The following is a 17,072-nucleotide window of genomic DNA, read 5'->3' on the forward strand; positions in this document are numbered from 1 at the left end:
GCCTGCGCGCACCTGTTCGTCACGTCGCCCGCGACGCTTCATGATTATGTCGTGAGTACTTTGCCGCAACACCCCCCCGAAGGGACAGGCCCCCTCCGGCCGTCCGCCGCGGTGGCCCGAGCGGCCCGCGCGCTCGCCGCCGCCGGGGTCGGCTCCGCCCGGGTGGAGGCCGAGGTGCTGGCGGCGTACGTGCTGGGGGTTCCCCGGGGTCGGCTGGCTCTCGCCGACGACCTCGGCGACGACCAGCTGGTGCGGCTCGACGAGTTGACGCGCCGCCGCGCCGCGCGTGAGCCGTTGCAGCACCTGACCGGTCGGGCCGGGTTCCGGCACCTGGAGCTGTCGGTCGGCCCGGGTGTCTTCGTGCCCCGGCCGGAGACCGAGCTGTTGGCCGGCTGGGGCGTCGAGCAGGCGCAGGGCCGGCCCGACCCGGTGGTGGTGGACCTGTGCAGCGGCTCGGGCGCGATCGCGCTGGCGGTGGCTCAGGAGCTGCCGGGGGCACGGGTGATCGCGGTGGAGCGGTCCCCGGCGGCGCTGGCCTGGCTGCGGCGCAACGCGGCAGAGCGGGCGGCGGCGGGGGACCGGCCGATCGAGGTGGTCGAGGCCGACGTGACCGCGCCGGACCTGCTGGCGGAGCTGGTGGGCCGGGTGGACGTGCTGCTCTGCAACCCGCCGTACGTCCCGGACGACGTGGTGGTCCCGCCGGAGGTGGCCGGGCACGACCCGGCGGAGGCGGTCTTCGGCGGCGCGGACGGCCTGGTGGTGATCCGGCCGGTCGTCGCGCGGGCGGCGGTGCTGTTGCGCCCGGGAGGCGTGTTCGGCGTCGAGCACGACGACACCCACGGTGCTGCGGTGCCTGCACTGATCGCCGAGGACGGCGGCTTCACCGCTGTCGAGGAGCATCCGGACCTCACCGGGCGTCCCCGCTACGCGACCGCGTCCCGACGGGCGGACGGCCAGCACGCCCCGATCGGGGCGGCGTGGCAGACTGACTCCTCGTGATGCTCTACGACTGCCGGTCGCCCGCCGATCGGGACCGCGGCATCGCTGCGGCGATCGAGGCGGTCAAGAACGGCGAGCTGGTCGTTCTCCCGACGGACACCGTGTATGGGATCGGCGCGGATGCGTTCACCCCGTACGCGGTGAAGGCGCTGCTCGATGCCAAGGGCCGGGGTCGGCAGATGCCGCCACCGGTGCTGATCGGCTCGCGGCACACCCTGGACGGGTTGGTCTTCTCGCTGCCCACTGCCGCACGGGACCTGGTGGAGGCGTTCTGGCCGGGTGCGCTGACGATCGTGGTCGAGCACTCGCCGAGCCTGCAGTGGGACCTGGGCGACAAGACCGGCACGGTGGCGGTGCGGATGCCGCTGCACCCGGTGGCGTTGGAGGTGCTGCGCGAGACCGGTCCGATGGCGGTCTCGTCGGCCAACAAGACCGGCCAGCCGGCCGCGGTCACCGCCGACGAGGCGCGTGACCAGCTCAGCTACTCGGTGCGGGCCTATCTGGAGGCCGGGCCCTGCCCGGACCCGGTGCCCAGCACGATCGTGGATCTGACCGGTGAGGTGCCGCAGTTGTTGCGGGCCGGGGCGATCCCCTTGGAGAAGCTGCGCGACGTGGTTCCGGATCTCGTCGACGGGCGGGCGGTCTGAGTGCCCCCGTTCACGGTTCTGCACGTCTGCATGGGCAACATCTGCCGTTCGCCGATGGCGGAGCGGCTGCTCGCCCTGGCGGTGCGGGAGCGGCTTACCCGGCGTGCACAGGACCCGGCTCAGGCCGAGGAGCTGGTGCACAGCCACAGCGCCGGCACTGGTGGTTGGCACGCCGGCGAGGAGATGAACCCGCCGGCGGCACGGCAGGTCACCGGCCGTGGTGGTGAGGTGGAGGGGTTCGCCGCGCGCAAGCTGCGCTCGGACCACATCGACGCCGCCGACCTGGTCCTGACCGCCACTGCCGACCAGCAGGAGTACGTGGTGGCGCTTCGTCCGGACGCGGCGGCCCGCACGTTCGTGCTTGGCGAGTTCGGTCGGCTGCTGGCCGCGGTGGACGCCGCCGCGCTGCCGTCGGGCGACGCCACCCCGGAGGCCGTGTACGCCCGGGGCGTGGCCCTGGTGGCGGCGGCTCACGACGCGCGGCTGGGCGCTTCGGCGCTGGCCACCGATGATCTGGACGACCCGTGGGGTCGTGGCGACCAGTGCTTCAGCCGGGTCGCCGACGAGATCGAGGAGACGGTCCACCCGCTGGCCGGCGCGCTGCTGCCCTGAGCGTGGTGCGAGTTTCCTCCGGGTTTGGGGAAAACCCGGGGCCAAAGGGGTGTTCCGGGTCATTCTGAACGGGTCCTAGCGTGACCGGCTCCTGCGGGGAGAGCTGATGATCCGGGCCCAACTCGACAAACTGCTGACCGTGGTGATCGCCGGAGTGCTGGCCGGGTTGGTGCTGGCCGCCGCCGCACTGCCCGCGGCCCTGGTCTTCGGAATCGGCTTCAGCGCCCTGTCGACGCCGTACTCGGAGCTGCCGAACACACTCCGTACGCCGCCCACCGCGCAGCGCTCCAACCTCTACGCCAACGACGGCACCACCCTGATCACCTCCTTCTACCAGGAGGACCGGGTGGACGTGCCGCTGCACGAGGTGGCCCCGGTGATGCGCCAAGCGATCGTGGCAGCCGAGGACGTCCGGTTCTACCAGCACAGCGGGGTCGACCTGCGGGGCGTCGTGCGCGCGTTCACAGTCAACAAGCGCGACGGCCGGACCCGGCAGGGCGCCTCCACGCTGACCATGCAGTACGTCCGCAACGTGCTCAGCAACGACCCCCGGCTGACCGAGACGCAACGGGACGCTGCCACCGAACTCACCACCGTCCGCAAACTCCAGGAGATGCGGTACGCGCTCGCGTTGGAGCGGGAGCTCGACAAGGACGAGATCCTGACCCGCTACCTCAACATCGCCTACTTCGGCGCCGGGGCGTACGGCATCGCGGCGGCCAGCAAGCGGTACTTCTCCCGGTCTCCGGCCGAGTTGACTCTGGCCCAGGCGGCACTGCTCGCCGGCCTGGTGCGTTCGCCGGACAGCGACGATCCGATCAACGGCGACGCCGACAGCGCGGTGGCCCGGCGGTCGTACGTGTTGGAGCGGCTGGTGGAGTCGGGGCAGGTTCCGGCGGACAGGGCCGCGGCGGCGTCCGCCGAACCCCTGCAACTGCGGCCCAGCGAAACCCCGAACGACTGCACGGGCGTTCCCGACGCGCACAACGACTGGGGCTTCTTCTGCGACTGGTTCACCCGCTGGTGGAGCAGCCAGTCCGCGTTCGGGGCGACCGCCGACGAGCGACAGCGCGCGCTGCGCCGGGGCGGCTTCTCCATCGTGTCGTCACTGGACCCGGGCGTGCAGCGGGCCACCACCGAGCAGGTGTTGAAGATCTATTCGACGACCAGGGCCGAGGCGGTGCCCACCGCCGTGGTGCAACCGGGCACCGGGCGGGTGCTGGCGATGTCGGTGAACCGCGCGTACAGCGTGGCGGACAACCCGGTCGGGCAGAAGAACCGCCCGAACACCGTCAACCAGTTGATCGCCGGCGGCGGCGCGATCGAGGGGTACCAGGGCGGCTCGACGTTCAAACTCTTCACCCTGCTGGCCGCGCTGGAGTCCGGCCTGCCGCTGTCGACCGACTTCGTGGCGCCGACCCAGTTGCTCACCCGCTTCCCGGTGACCGGGGAGGCGAGTTGCGACGGGCGGTGGTGCCCGGCGAACGCCAGCCCGTCGTCGATGGACGGCCCCCGCACCATGTGGAGCGCGTTCGGCCGCTCGGTGAACACGTACTTCGCCTGGCTCACCGAGAAGGTCGGCGCCGACCGGGTGGTGGAGATGGCCGAGCGACTCGGCATCGTGCTGCGGGCCGAGTCCGACGCGAAGCTGGCCCGCTACGGCGCGAAGGACTGGGGCCCGTTCACCCTGGGCGTGGCCGCGACCACCCCGTTGGACCTGGCCAGCGCGTACGCCACGGTGGCGGCCGAGGGGACCTGGTGCGCGCCGCTGCCGGTGGTCTCGATCACCGACTCGGGCGGCCGGCCGGTCGACGCCGCCAAGCCGGACTGCCGACAGGTGCTCGACGCCGACGTGGCGCGGGCGGCCACCGACGCGGCCCGCTGCCCGGTCGGGGACCAGTCGATGTACGGGCGCTGCGACGGTGCCACCGCACCCGGCCTGCGGGCGAAGCTCGGCCGACCGGTGGCGGGCAAGACCGGCAGCTCGGAACGGTACGAGACGGAGACGGTGGTGGCGTTCACGCCGCAGCTCGCGGTCGCCTCGATGGCGGCGAACCCGGACGATCCCCGGGACGCGGTCGGTCAGGCGGTGCAGGCCGAGATGGTGAACGCGGTAGGTGAGGTGCTCGCCTTCGCCCTGCGCGACCAACCGGTCCGCGACTTCGTCCCGCCCAGCGAACGCACCGCCTTCCAAGCCCAACCCCAAGCCGGCAACTGACCCGGGCGGTCAGCGGGTTTGTTCGGCGTTGCGGGCTATGTTGCGGACCATTCCGCCGAAGACCACCGCGTGGAACGGCGCCACCGACCCCCAGTAGGCGTGTCCGGCCAGGCCGCGCGGCAGGAAGACCGCGCGCTGCTGGTAGAGGCTGCCGCCGCCGCTGCCCGGCAGTATCCGCATCTCCAGCCAGGCCCGGCCGGGCAGCCGCATCTCGGCGCGCAGTCGCAGCAACTCGCCCGGGACGATCTCCTCGACCCGCCAGAAGTCCAGCGCCTCACCGACCTGGAGGCGGTGCGGGTCGCGTCGGCCCCGCCGCAGCCCGACCCCGCCGACCAGCCGGTCCAGCCAGCCTCGGATCGACCAGGCCAGGGGGAACGAGTACCAGCCGTGTTCGCCGCCGACGCCCTCGACGACCCGCCAGAGCGCCGCCGGTGACGCGTCGACAGCCCGCTCCCGGACGTCGGTGTAGACGGTGCCGCCGGACCAGTCCGGGTCGGTGGGCAACGGCTCGGCGGGCGCGTCCGGGCCGCTCGCCGTGGACCAGCGGGTCTCCACCTGGGCGTCGCGCACCTTGGCCAGCGCCAGCGCCACCGCCTCGTCGAAGCCGGTCAGCCCGCCGGGCGGGTCCGGGACGTAGCGGGCGATGTCGTGTTCGTGGGCCACCGCCTCGTGGATCAGGCTCTCCACCAGCGGACGGGCGATCTTGTTCGGCACCGGGGTGATCAGACCGACCCAGTGCGAGGAGAGCGACGGGGTGAGCGGACGGACCGGCACGATGACCCGGCGGCGCAGCCCGGCCACCCGCGCGTACCGCTGCATCATCTCGCGGAACGTCAGCACGTCCGGCCCGCCGATGTCGAAGCCCCTGTTGACCTCGGCCGGCAGGTCGGCGCAGCCGGCCAGGTACCGCAGCACGTCGCGGACCGCGATCGGTTGGATCCGGTTGCGGACCCAGCGCGGAGTGATCATTGCGGGCAGCCGTTCGGTCAGGTAGCGCAGCATCTCGAACGACGCCGAGCCGGACCCGATGATCACCGCGGCGCGGAGCACCGCCGTGGGCACCCCGCTGGCCAGCAGGATCCGGCCCACCTCGGCGCGGGACCGCAGGTGTGGGGACGGCACCTCCGCGTCGGACGCCGGCTCCGGGCCGCCCAGGTAGACGATCCGGCGTACGCCGGCCGCGCGTGCCGCCGCCGCGAAGTTGGTCGCGGCCGTGCGGTCGGCCGCCTCGAAGTCGGGTCGGCCCAGCGAGTGCACCAGGAAGTACGCGACGTCCACGTCGGCGAACGCGGCGGACAGCGTCTCCGGTCGACTCAGGTCTCCTTCGACGATCTCGGCCGCCGAGGCCCAGGGCACGTCCCGCAGCCGCACCGCCTTGCGGGCGAGGCAGCGCACGGTGTGCCCGTCGGCGAGCAGCAGCGGCGTCAGCCGCCCGCCGATGTAGCCGGTCGCTCCGGTGACGAGGCATCTCACAGGTCCCAGTCTGCTGCCCCCTAGACTCGTTTGCTGTGGAGACCGAGACGAGCACCTTCTGGGGGCCGGATTTCGCGCAGCTCAGGGCCACCGACCCGGAGATCGCCGAGGTGGTCCTCGGCGAACTGGACCGGTTGCGGGGCGGCCTGCAGCTCATCGCCAGCGAAAATCTGACCTCGCCGGCGGTGCTGGCGGCGCTCGGTTCGACGCTGACCAACAAGTACGCCGAGGGTTACCCGGGCCGGCGCTACTACGGCGGCTGCGCCGAGGTGGACCGGGCCGAGGAGATCGGCATCGCCCGGGCCAAGGAGCTCTTCGGTGCCGAGCACGCCAACCTCCAGCCGCACTCCGGGGCGAGCGCCAACCTGGCCGCGTACGCCGCGCTGGTGCAGCCGGGGGACACGGTGCTGGCGATGGACCTGCCGCACGGCGGGCACCTCACCCACGGCAGCCGGGTGAACTTCTCCGGCAAGTGGTTCCACCCGGTCGGCTACCCGGTCCGGCGGGACACCGAGCAGATCGACTACGACGAGGTACGGGACCTGGCGCGGGCGCACCAACCCAAGCTGATCATCTGTGGGGCCACCGCGTACCCGCGCCTGATCGACTTCGCGCGCTTCCGGGAGATCGCCGACGAGGTCGGCGCGTACCTGATGGTGGACGCGGCGCACTTCATCGGCCTGGTCGCCGGCCGGGCGATCCCGTCCCCGGTGCCGCACGCCGACGTCGTCTGCGCCACCACTCACAAGGTGCTGCGCGGTCCGCGCGGCGGCATGATCCTGTGCCGTGAGTCGCTGGCTCAGCGGATCGACAAGGCGGTCTTCCCGTTCACCCAGGGCGGCCCGCTGATGCACGCGGTCGCCGCCAAGGCGGTCGCGCTGCGCGAGGCAGCCCAGCCGGAGTTCCAGACGTACGCCCGGCAGGTGGTCAGCAACGCCCAGGCGCTCGCCGCCGGGTTGGCCGACGAGGGGATGCGCCCGGTGTCCGGTGGCACCGACACCCACCTCGCCCTGATCGACCTGCGGGAGCTGGGGGTGACCGGCACCGAGGCCGAGCGCCGCTGCGACGCCGCGTCGATCACCCTGAACAAGAACGCCATCCCGTACGACCCGCAGCCCCCGATCGTGGCCTCCGGCATCCGGGTGGGCACGCCGAGTGTCACCACGCAGGGCATGCGCGAGGGGGAGCTGCGCCAGGTGGCGAGCCTGATCGCCCGTGCGGTGCGCACCGACCCCGGGGCTCCGGGCGGGGCTGACGAGTTGACCCGGCTCGGTGCCGAGGTGGCCGAGCTGGTCGCGACGTTCCCGGCGTACCCCCGTGGCTGAGCCCGGGGTGGTCGAGCCGGACACCGACCGGCGGTGGCGGCTGCGGCACCTGCCGGTGTTGCTCGGGGCGTCGGCGGCGCTGGCCGCGGTCGCCGCGGTGGTGGGCGGGGTGACCGGCGGCGCGACGGCAGCGCTCGGCGCGGCGGCCGGCGTGGGCGTCACAGTGCTCAGCTACACCCTCACCACTGTGGTGCTGGCCCGGGCCGACCGGATCAACCCGCAGTTGCTGCTGCCGCTGGGCCTGGGCCTGTACGTGCTGAAGTTCAGCCTGCTGGGTGTGGTGATGGTGGCGGTGGCGTCGACCGGTTGGCCCGGGTTGATCCCTCTTTGCCTCGGCATCGTCGCCGGGGTGGCAGTGTGGACTGCGGTGCACATCTGGTGGCTCACCACTGTGCATGCGCGTCGGGTGCACAGCTGACCTGGCGGTCGTCCCACCTTTCGGACGCGCGGCAATGTGTCGGCCTCCGGTCATTTTCCGACGGGCGGAAGGGGAGTAGCGTGCCCACAGACGACGGCGCCCACGAGAAGCCCACACAACCACGGTTGTGCGGGGGGTGAGGCACAGCCTCGTCTTCCCGGCTGATATCGTTCGCCCCGTCATGGCTGGTGACCAAACCCCCCGTCCCGCCGGTGAACCGGACGATTATCCGTCCGGTGCCGGTCAGGGTTGGACCGCGCTCAGCTACCTCATCGGAGGCATGCTCGTGTGGGGTTTCATCGGCTGGCTGGTTGACCAGTGGCTCGACACCGGCGGCGTCGCCACCGGGATCGGCGTCGTGCTCGGTATGGCTGGGGGCATCATCCTGGTCATCCGCCGACTCGGCACGCCTACTTAGGAAGGGACGCGGTGTTCGGACAGGCGAACGTTCTGGCAGCGGGCCAGGCGGCATTCCCACCCACGGTGGAGGACTTCTACCTGCCCAGCATCCTGCCCTGGGGTGCGCACGACTCCTACTGGTTCACCAAGATCACGGCGATGGTCTGGATCGCGGTCGGCGTCCTGATCATCTTCTTCCTGGCGAGCTACCGGAACCCGCAGTTGGTGCCGACCAAGAAGCAGTGGTTCGCCGAGTCGATCTACGGCTTCGTGCGCAACAACATCGCGGTCGACATGATCGGTCACCAGGGTGTGCGGTTCGCGCCGTACTTCACCACGCTGTTCTGCTTCGTGCTGCTGACGAACGCGTTCGCGATCATCCCGTTCTTCCAGATCTCGCCGAACTCGCACATCGCGTTCCCGGCGTTCCTCGCGATCATCAGCTACGTGCTGTTCAACTACATCGGCATCAAGAAGCACGGCTTCGTCAAGTACTTCAAGAACTCTCTGGTTCCGCCGGCACCCTGGTTCATCCTGCCGCTGCTGATCCCGATCGAGCTCTTCTCCACCTTCATCGTCCGGCCGTTCTCGCTCGCGGTTCGTCTCTTCGCGAACATGTTCGCCGGTCACATGCTCCTGCTGGTCTTCACGCTCGGCGGCTTCGCGATGCTGAGTGCTAACGCCTGGCTGGCGCCGGTCTCGGTGCTCTCCTGGGTGATGACCATCGCGCTCACCTTCCTTGAGTTCCTGGTGATCGTCCTGCAGGCCTACGTCTTCACCGTCCTCACCGCCAGCTACGTGCAGGGCGCGCTCGCCGAAGAGCACTGATCCACCCGCACCAACCGTTGTCGTCCCGCGTGAGAGTCACGCGTGATAACCAGGAGGAACCACACCAATGGACGCTAGCGTTCTCGCCGAGGTCTCCGGCAGCACCGCTGCCATCGGCTACGGCCTCGCCGCCATCGGCCCGGGCATCGGCGTCGGCCTGGTCTTCGCCGCCTACATCCAGTCGACCGCGCGTCAGCCGGAGTCGTCGCGGATGACCCTGCCGTACGTCTGGATCGGCTTCGCCGTCATCGAGGCGCTCGCGCTGCTGGGCATCGCCTTCGGCTTCATCTGGCAGGGCACGCTTTCCTGATCCCGCTCGTCGACCGGGAGGTCACTTATGTACTTCCTCGCCGCTGAGGGTGGTGAGTCGACGCACAACCCGATCATCCCGATCTGGCAGGAGATCGTGGTTGGGTCCGTCGCCTTCATCGTGCTCTGCTTCGTGCTGATGAAGTTCGTCTTCCCGCGCATGGAGCAGACGTTCCAGGCTCGGGTCGACGCGATCGAGGGCGGCATCAAGCGCGCCGAGGCCGCTCAGGCCGAGGCGAACCAGCTGCTCGAGCAGTACCGTGCCCAGCTCGCTGAGGCTCGGACCGACGCCGCCAAGATCCGTGACGACGCGCGGGCCGACGCCGAGGGGATCCGACAGGACATCCTCGCCAAGGCGCGGGAAGAGTCCGACCGGGTCATCCAGGCGGGCAAGGACGCGCTCGCCGCCGAGCGGGCCACCATCGTGCGCGAGCTGCGCGCGGAGGTCGGCACGATCGCGGTGGACCTGGCCAGCAAGATCGTTGGCGAGTCGTTGGCCGACGAGGCGCGGCGTAAGGGCACCGTCGACCGGTTCCTGAGCGGCCTCGAGAGCACGGGGGCCCGCTGATGCAGGCCGCCAGCCGGGAGTCGTACAAGGTCGCGGCCGAGCGCCTCGACGCGTACGTCCGCGGCGCGGAGCCGTCGGCGGTGGCCTCCACCGCCGACGCCATCCTCTCCGTGGCGAGTCTGCTGCGGCGTGAGCCGCGGCTGCGCCGGGCGCTGTCCGAGCCGGCTCGTTCCGGTGAGGATCGCGGCGCTCTGCTCGGCGACATGCTGGGCGGGCGGATCGGCGCGGACGCGCTCGACCTGCTCGTGACGCTGGTGTCCGGCCGTTGGTCGGCACCGTCGGAGCTGCTCGGCGGCGCCGAGCGGCTGGGCGTGGAGGCGCTGCTCGCCAGCGCTGACAAGGCCGGCGAGCTGGGCGAGGTCGAGGACGAGCTGTTCCGCTTCGGTCAGGTAGTGGCCGGTCAGTCGGCGCTGAGCAACACGCTCGCCGACCCGGTCGCCCCGGTCGAGCAGCGGGCCACCCTGGCCCGCGAGCTGCTCGCCGACAAGGCCCGCCCGGTCACCGTCCGCCTCGTCGAGGTGGCGTTGAGCGGGTTCGGGGGACGCTCCTTCAGCGGGGCGCTCACCCGGCTGGTCGAGCTCGCCGCAGACCGGCGTGACCGGCAGGTGGCATACGTGACCGTCGCGGCCCCGTTGAGTGACGAGGACGAGCGTCGGCTGGGTGCGAGCCTCACCGCGATATACGGTCGAGAGGTCTCCGTCAAGCAGACGGTCGACCCCGCCGTCCTGGGTGGCGTGAGCGTCCGGGTCGGTTCCGACCTGTACGACGGCACCATCCTGCGCCGCCTCAACGAGAGCCGCAACGCGCTCGCGAAGCGCTGAACGGCTCCGCCGCCCAGCGGCTGAGCGGCTGCGCCGCCCAGTCGGGTGGCTCTGCCGCCCAGCGCCCGGATTGACAGACGCCATTCGGACCGGTTGGTACTAGGTATCCCGGGCCCCTGAATTTTAAGGAAGCAGAGGATGGCCGAGCTGACCATCTCGACGGAGGAGATCCGCGGCGCCCTGGAGCGCTACGTCTCCTCCTACTCGTCCGACGTCTCCCGCGAGGAGGTCGGCACCGTCGCCGACACTGGCGACGGCATCGCCCACGTCGAGGGCCTGCCCTCGACCAAGACCAACGAGCTCCTGGAGTTCGAGGACGGCACCCTGGGCGTGGCGTTGAACCTCGACGTCCGGGAGATCGGCGTCGTCGTTCTCGGTGACTCCGCCAAGCTCGCGGAGGGGCAGCGCGTCAAGCGCACCGACCGGGTGCTCTCCGTTCCGGTCGGCGATGCCTTCCTCGGCCGCGTGGTCGATGCGCTCGGCCAGCCGATCGACGGGCTCGGCGACATCGCCAACGAGGGCTTCCGCGAGCTGGAGCTGCAGGCTCCGAACGTGATGGCCCGGCAGTCGGTGTTCGAGCCGCTGCAGACCGGTATCAAGGCGATCGACGCCATGACGCCGATCGGCCGGGGCCAGCGGCAGCTGATCATCGGCGACCGCAAGACCGGCAAGACCACTGTCGCGCTGGACGCCATCCTCAACCAGCGGGACAACTGGCGCAGCGGCGACCCGAAGAAGCAGGTTCGCTGCATCTACGTCGCCATCGGCCAGAAGGGCTCCACGATCGCCTCGATCAAGGGCCAGCTGGAAGAGGCGGGCGCGATGGAATACACCACCATCGTCGCCTCCCCGGCGTCCGACCCGGCCGGCTTCAAGTACATCGCCCCGTACACCGGCTCGTCCATCGGGCAGCACTGGATGTACGGCGGCAAGCACGTTCTGATCGTCTTCGACGACCTGAGCAAGCAGGCCGAGGCGTACCGTGCCGTGTCGCTGCTGCTGCGTCGCCCGCCGGGCCGTGAGGCGTACCCGGGTGACGTCTTCTACCTGCACTCCCGCCTGCTGGAGCGCTGCGCGAAGCTCTCCGACGAGCTGGGTGGCGGCTCGATGACCGGTCTGCCGATCATCGAGACGAAGGCCAACGACATCTCGGCCTTCATCCCGACCAACGTCATCTCGATCACCGACGGTCAGATCTTCCTGGAGACCGACCTGTTCAACCAGGGCGTCCGTCCGGCGATCAACGTCGGCACCTCGGTCTCCCGGGTCGGTGGCGCCGCGCAGGTGAAGCCGATGCGTAAGGTCGCCGGTTCGCTGCGGCTCAACCTCGCGCAGTACCGCGAGCTGGAGGCGTTCGCCGCCTTCGCCTCCGACCTGGACCGGGCCTCGCAGAACCAGCTGAACCGCGGGTCCCGCCTGGTGGAGCTGCTCAAGCAGCCGAACTACTCGCCGTACCCGGTGCAGGAGGAGGTCGTCTCGGTCTGGTCCGGCGTCGAGGGCAAGCTCGACGACATTCCGGTCGGCGAGGTGCGACGCTTCGAGTCGGAGTTCCTCCAGTACCTGCGGCACAAGCACGAGGGTGTGCTGGCCGGAATCGCCGACAACCAGTGGAACGACGACATCATCGGCTCCCTGGATACGGCGATCGCCGAGTTCAAGCAGGTCTTCCTCGGCAAGGAGGACGAGCGCAAGGTCAACGACGCGCCGGCCGCACCGCTCGAGGGCGACGAGAACCGCGAGACGGTGACCCGCTTCCGCGACAGCGCGACCGACCGCCCGGCCGAGAGCTGATCCCGTGGCGGCCCAGGTACGCGTTCTTCGTCAACGAATCCGCTCGGCGAAGTCGATGAAGAAGATCACCAAGGCGATGGAGCTCGTGGCGACGAGCCGGATCGCCAAGGCTCAGGCCCGGGTGCAGGCGTCCCTGCCGTACGCCCAGGCCATCACCGGTGTGCTCACGGCGCTGGCGTCCAACGCACGGATCGACCACCCGCTGCTCACCCCGCGTGAGCGGGTGCGGCGGGCGGGCATCCTGGTGGTCACCAGCGACCGTGGCCTGGCCGGCGGTTACAGCTCCAACGCGATCAGGATGGCGGAGTCGCTGATCGCGCGGCTCAAGGCGGACGGCAAGGAGCCGGTGCTCTACGTCATCGGACGTAAGGGTGTCGGGTTCTACCGGTTCCGTAACCGGCCGATCGAGGCGAACTGGACCGGGTTCAGCGAGCAGCCGTCGTTCGAGGACGCCCGTACCGTCGGTGAGACGCTGATCAAGGCGTTCACGGCCGGCGCGGACGACGCCGACGGCAGCGCCGGTGCGGACGGGGTGCTCGGCGTCGACGAGCTGCACATCGTCTACACCGAGTTCCACTCGCTGATGACGCAGAACCCGGTCACCAAGGTCATCGGTCCGATGCAGGTGGAGGACCGGCCGCGCTCCGAGGGGCTGCTGCCGGCGTACGAGTTCGAGCCGGAGGCGGAGGCGCTGCTCGACGCGCTCCTGCCGAGGTACATCAACACGCGGATCTACGCGGCGTTGATCGAGTCGGCGGCTAGCGAGTCGGCGGCACGGCGTCGGGCCATGAAGTCCGCCACCGACAATGCCGAGGACATGATCGACAAGTACACGCGCGAGATGAACTCGGCCCGCCAGGCCGGTATCACCCAGGAGATCAGCGAGATCGTCGGCGGCGCCAACGCGCTGGCCGCGTCGGGAAGTGAAGTGTGATGACTGCACCAGTAGAGACCAAGACGGCCACGGGTCGCGTGGTCCGGGTCATCGGCCCGGTCGTCGACGCCGAGTTCCCGCGCGACGCCATGCCGGCCCTGTTCAACGCCCTGAACGTTGACGTGAGCCTGTCCGGCGGTGAGAAGACGCTGACCCTGGAGGTCGCCCAGCACCTGGGTGACAACCTGGTCCGTGCCATCTCGATGCAGCCGACCGACGGCCTGGTCCGCGGCGCGGAGGTGCGTGACCGCGGCGAGCCGATCACGGTGCCGGTGGGCGACGCGGTCAAGGGCCACGTGTTCAACGCGATCGGCGAGGTGCTCAACCTCAAAGAGGGCGAGACCCTGACCCCGGACGACCACTGGGGTATCCACCGCAAGGCCCCGGCCTTCGCGGACCTGGAGCCGAAGACCGAGATGCTGGAGACCGGCATCAAGGTCATCGACCTGCTCGCCCCGTACGTCAAGGGCGGCAAGATCGGCCTGTTCGGCGGCGCGGGCGTGGGCAAGACGGTGCTCATCCAGGAGATGATCACCCGGGTTGCCCGCAACTTCGGTGGTACCTCGGTGTTCGCCGGTGTGGGTGAGCGCACCCGTGAGGGCAACGACCTCATCGCCGAGATGACCGAGTCCGGCGTCATCGACAAGACCGCGCTGGTCTACGGCCAGATGGACGAGCCGCCGGGCACCCGGCTGCGGGTGGCGCTCTCCGCGCTGACCATGGCGGAATACTTCCGCGACGTGAAGAAGCAGGAGGTGCTGCTCTTCATCGACAACATCTTCCGCTTCACGCAGGCCGGTTCGGAGGTGTCCACCCTGCTCGGCCGTATGCCGAGCGCCGTGGGTTACCAGCCGACCCTGGCCGACGAGATGGGCGAGCTCCAGGAGCGGATCACCTCCGTCCGGGGCCAGGCCATCACGTCCATGCAGGCGATCTACGTGCCGGCGGACGACTACACCGACCCCGCCCCGGCCACCACGTTCGCCCACCTGGACGCGACCACCAACCTGGAGCGGTCGATCTCCGACAAGGGCATCTACCCGGCCGTGGACCCGCTGGCGTCCTCGTCCCGGATCCTCGCCCCGGAGTTCGTCGGCCCCGAGCACTTCCAGGTCGCCACCGAGGTGAAGCGGATCCTGCAGCGCTACAAGGACCTGCAGGACATCATCGCCATCCTCGGTATCGAGGAGCTCTCCGAGGAAGACAAGATCACCGTGGCGCGCGCCCGGCGGATCGAGCGCTTCCTCTCGCAGAACACCTACGCGGCGGAGCAGTTCACCGGCGTGCCGGGCTCGACGGTCCCGATCAAGGAGACCATCGAGGCGTTCCGCAAGATCAGCGAGGGTGAGTACGACCACTTCCCCGAGCAGGCGTTCTTCATGTGCGGCGGTCTTGAGGACCTCGAGGCCAAGGCTGCGGAGCTGATGAAGGACTGACCAGCCCCATCCGATCTGTAGCAAAAAGACTGCCCCGGCAATGCCGGGGCAGTCTTTTGTTCATGTTCGCGTCTTACCATCGTCGCGGTCCGTTACTCGTGGTCGTCACTCCCGAGGCTCCCGAGCTACGGTTCGATCCGCGCTCACCTGAACGAGCGTTGATCTTTGCAACCTTTCGGCGACGTGCGCCCGTCTTCCTCGTCGTGGGCGTAACGAACGGAGATGCTCGTGGGTAAGGCCGGCAAGAGTGGCCGCAAGCCGTCCATCTGGCGAGGTGTGCCGCGGTGGGCCAGGATCTGCACGGTGTTCGGCACCGTGCTGACGGTGCTCAGCGGCGCTGTGCTGGTCGGCACCGAGGTGCTCATGGCCCGCTACGAGGGAGCTGTCGGCAAGGCCGACCTGTTCGGCGACCAGGCGGCGGGTGCCCAGGCGAAGAAGAGCGATATCAAGGGCCCGCTCAACATCCTGCTCGTCGGCATCGACCCGCGTACGCCGACGGCCGCGCCACTGGCCGACTCGATCATGGTGCTGCACGTGCCGGCGTCGATGGACCGGGCCTACCTGTTCTCGCTGCCACGTGACCTCTACGTGCGCATCCCGGAGTTCAAGAAGGCCGACTTCCCGGGCGAGACCACGAAGATCAACGCCGCGATGTCGTTCGGCAGCAAGGTGCCGGGAGCCAACCCCGACGCGGCACGGGGCTTCGAGCTGCTGGCCACCACCGTGCAGAAGGTGACAGGCATCAAGCGCTTCGACGCCGGCGCGATCATCAACTTCACCGGCTTCCAGAAGATCGTCGACGCCATGGGTGGTGTCGACATGTACATCGAGCGCGACGTGAAGTCCGAGCACAAGCAGCCGGACGGCACACCGCGGCCGGGCAACACCCGAGGTGAGGGCTACGTCGGCCCGCAGGCGCTCTACAAGAAGGGCAACCGGCACCTGAGTGGGTGGCAGGCGTTGGACTACGTTCGGCAGCGCTACCCGAAGAACGGCGTCCCGGATTCCGACTACGGCCGGCAGCGCCACCAGCAGCAGTTCGTCAAGGCCATGGTCGGCCAGGCGTTCGGCGCCGACGTGGTGGCCAACCCGATCAAGCTGGACAAGGTGCTCCGCGCCGCCGGCCAGTCACTGATCTTCAACGGTCGCGGTAGCAGCGTGGTCGACTTCGGGCTCGCCCTGAAGGACATCCGCCCGAACACCATCGAGATGATCAAGCTCCCCGGTGGTGGGGTCTACGAGGGTAAGAAGTACCTGGGCGAGCAGTTCCAGGAGGGGGTCCCGGACTTTTTCACCGCCCTGCACAACGAGCAACTCGACCCGTTCCTGCTCGAGCACCCGGAATTCGTGAACAAGGCCAAGTAGTCAGGACGCCGTTGTCCCCACCCGCGTTGGGCGCGCCGCGTCGTCAGGCTAGACTTTCGGCAATCCATAGCCGCAGCAAGGAGACAGCGTGGCACAGCAGCTTCACGTCGAGCTCGTCGCCGTCGAGGAGAAGGTCTGGTCCGGTGACGCCGAGATGGTCGTCGCCCGGACGACCGAAGGCGAGCTCGGTGTCCTGCCGGGGCACGCGCCGCTTCTCGGTCAACTCGCCGAGCCCGGCCAGGTGCGCATCAAGCTCGCCGGCGGTGAGCAGGTCGCCTACGAGGTAGCCGGCGGCTTCCTCTCCGTGAGCGCCGACGGAGTCACCGTGCTGGCCGAGAGCGCAACCCCGGTCTCCGCGCAGAGCCGCTGAGCCACACCGGGGATGGAGATCGTCGAAGGATTCGGGATCGGCGTCGTCGTCATCCTCGGCGCGCTTCTGACCCTCTTCGTCCGGCGAGCTCTGGTCACCCGCAGCGGTGGCATCATCCGGCTCAGCGTCCGGGTCTCCACGATGCTCGACGGCCGCGGCTGGTCACCCGGCTTCGGTCGGTTCGCCGGTGACGAACTGCGTTGGTACCGGATGTTCAGCTTCGCGATCCGACCCAAGCGGGTGCTCTCCCGCAAGGGGCTGGCCGTGGAGCGCCGCCGGTTGCCCGAAGGTCAGGAACGGTTCTCCATGCCGGCCGACTGGGTGATCCTCCGCTGTACCAGTAACCATGCACCGGTGGAGATCGCCATGGCGCGATCGACCGTGACCGGTTTTCTCTCCTGGCTCGAGGCCGCCCCTCCGGGGGCGGTCTCGCCGCGTATGGCCTCCCAGGATTGGCCTGCCGCCTGAGGCTGGCTGCTTCGGCTGCCCGTTGGTTGCGCTTGGGGTTTCCGGGGGAGCCCGCCCGGCTCCGGGCGGTCAGGCTTGATCCCTGCGCCGG

General features: G+C 69.9%; 18 protein-coding genes. 17 read left to right on the plus strand and 1 reads right to left on the minus strand.

What is annotated here, in order from left to right; all coding sequences use genetic code 11:
• The first annotated feature begins 51 nt into the window (after positions 1-51).
• From prmC to IW248_RS31035, 4 genes are all read left to right on the plus strand, one after another.
• Positions 52-999, plus strand: coding sequence for a peptide chain release factor N(5)-glutamine methyltransferase (gene prmC, locus IW248_RS31020; RefSeq protein WP_196929732.1), 948 nt, complete (start codon positions 52-54; stop codon positions 997-999).
• Positions 999-1,646 carry an L-threonylcarbamoyladenylate synthase gene (locus IW248_RS31025; RefSeq protein ID WP_091406475.1) on the plus strand — a complete coding sequence of 216 codons (648 nt, stop codon included), beginning with the start codon at positions 999-1,001 and terminating at the stop codon, positions 1,644-1,646. The genes prmC and IW248_RS31025 overlap by 1 nt, the downstream gene beginning before the upstream one ends.
• Complete coding sequence (locus tag IW248_RS31030) at positions 1,647-2,258, plus strand: arsenate reductase/protein-tyrosine-phosphatase family protein (RefSeq protein WP_124821191.1); 612 nt, start codon at positions 1,647-1,649, stop codon at positions 2,256-2,258.
• A 106-nt stretch (positions 2,259-2,364) separates the two neighbouring features.
• Complete coding sequence (locus IW248_RS31035) at positions 2,365-4,476, plus strand: transglycosylase domain-containing protein (RefSeq protein ID WP_196929733.1); 2,112 nt, start codon at positions 2,365-2,367, stop codon at positions 4,474-4,476.
• 9 nt (positions 4,477-4,485) lie between these two features.
• On the opposite strand, the gene IW248_RS31040 is transcribed toward IW248_RS31035, so the two are convergent.
• Positions 4,486-5,949, minus strand: a complete 1,464-nt coding sequence (locus tag IW248_RS31040) for an SDR family oxidoreductase (RefSeq protein WP_196929734.1) — start codon at positions 5,947-5,949, stop codon at positions 4,486-4,488.
• Positions 5,950-5,984: 35 nt separating this feature from the next.
• Here IW248_RS31040 and glyA point away from each other — a divergent pair, with 35 nt between their 5' ends.
• From glyA to IW248_RS31105, 13 genes are all read left to right on the plus strand, one after another.
• Entirely contained in the window at positions 5,985-7,274 is a 1,290-nt protein-coding gene (glyA, locus tag IW248_RS31045) for a serine hydroxymethyltransferase (RefSeq protein ID WP_196929735.1), read from the plus strand.
• On the plus strand, positions 7,267-7,692 hold the full coding sequence (locus IW248_RS31050; protein WP_196929736.1) for a hypothetical protein: 426 nt from the start codon (positions 7,267-7,269) through the stop codon (positions 7,690-7,692). Before glyA ends, IW248_RS31050 begins: the two co-directional genes overlap by 8 nt.
• A 181-nt stretch (positions 7,693-7,873) precedes the next feature.
• Positions 7,874-8,110 carry an AtpZ/AtpI family protein gene (locus IW248_RS31055; protein WP_196929737.1) on the plus strand — a complete coding sequence of 79 codons (237 nt, stop codon included), beginning with the start codon at positions 7,874-7,876 and terminating at the stop codon, positions 8,108-8,110.
• Between the two features lie 11 nt (positions 8,111-8,121).
• Positions 8,122-8,919, plus strand: coding sequence for a F0F1 ATP synthase subunit A (gene atpB, locus IW248_RS31060; protein ID WP_196929738.1), 798 nt, complete (start codon positions 8,122-8,124; stop codon positions 8,917-8,919).
• Positions 8,920-8,986: 67 nt separating this feature from the next.
• Positions 8,987-9,229: an ATP synthase F0 subunit C gene (locus IW248_RS31065; protein WP_196929739.1), complete on the plus strand. Its 243-nt coding sequence runs from the start codon at positions 8,987-8,989 to the stop codon at positions 9,227-9,229.
• 27 nt (positions 9,230-9,256) lie between these two features.
• On the plus strand, positions 9,257-9,796 hold the full coding sequence (locus IW248_RS31070; protein ID WP_196929740.1) for a F0F1 ATP synthase subunit B: 540 nt from the start codon (positions 9,257-9,259) through the stop codon (positions 9,794-9,796).
• Positions 9,796-10,617, plus strand: a complete 822-nt coding sequence (locus IW248_RS31075) for a F0F1 ATP synthase subunit delta (RefSeq protein ID WP_196929741.1) — start codon at positions 9,796-9,798, stop codon at positions 10,615-10,617. Before IW248_RS31070 ends, IW248_RS31075 begins: the two co-directional genes overlap by 1 nt.
• A gap of 138 nt (positions 10,618-10,755) precedes the next feature.
• A complete protein-coding gene (gene atpA, locus IW248_RS31080; protein ID WP_196929742.1) occupies positions 10,756-12,408 on the plus strand; it encodes a F0F1 ATP synthase subunit alpha in 1,653 nt (550 codons plus the stop codon).
• Positions 12,409-12,412: 4 nt separating this feature from the next.
• The gene (locus IW248_RS31085; protein WP_196929743.1) at positions 12,413-13,342 is read left to right on the plus strand and encodes a F0F1 ATP synthase subunit gamma; all 930 of its coding nucleotides are present in this window, start codon (positions 12,413-12,415) and stop codon (positions 13,340-13,342) included.
• Entirely contained in the window at positions 13,342-14,778 is a 1,437-nt protein-coding gene (atpD, locus tag IW248_RS31090) for a F0F1 ATP synthase subunit beta (protein ID WP_124821199.1), read from the plus strand. The genes IW248_RS31085 and atpD overlap by 1 nt, the downstream gene beginning before the upstream one ends.
• Before the next feature lie 222 nt (positions 14,779-15,000).
• Positions 15,001-16,143 carry an LCP family protein gene (locus tag IW248_RS31095; protein WP_196929744.1) on the plus strand — a complete coding sequence of 381 codons (1,143 nt, stop codon included), beginning with the start codon at positions 15,001-15,003 and terminating at the stop codon, positions 16,141-16,143.
• Between the two features lie 88 nt (positions 16,144-16,231).
• Complete coding sequence (locus tag IW248_RS31100) at positions 16,232-16,513, plus strand: F0F1 ATP synthase subunit epsilon (protein ID WP_030333186.1); 282 nt, start codon at positions 16,232-16,234, stop codon at positions 16,511-16,513.
• 12 nt (positions 16,514-16,525) lie between these two features.
• Positions 16,526-16,981 carry a DUF2550 domain-containing protein gene (locus IW248_RS31105; RefSeq protein WP_112584026.1) on the plus strand — a complete coding sequence of 152 codons (456 nt, stop codon included), beginning with the start codon at positions 16,526-16,528 and terminating at the stop codon, positions 16,979-16,981.
• Positions 16,982-17,072 lie beyond the last annotated feature (91 nt).

The organism is Micromonospora ureilytica (assembly GCF_015751765.1).
In the GTDB taxonomy this organism is placed as follows: domain Bacteria; phylum Actinomycetota; class Actinomycetes; order Mycobacteriales; family Micromonosporaceae; genus Micromonospora; species Micromonospora ureilytica.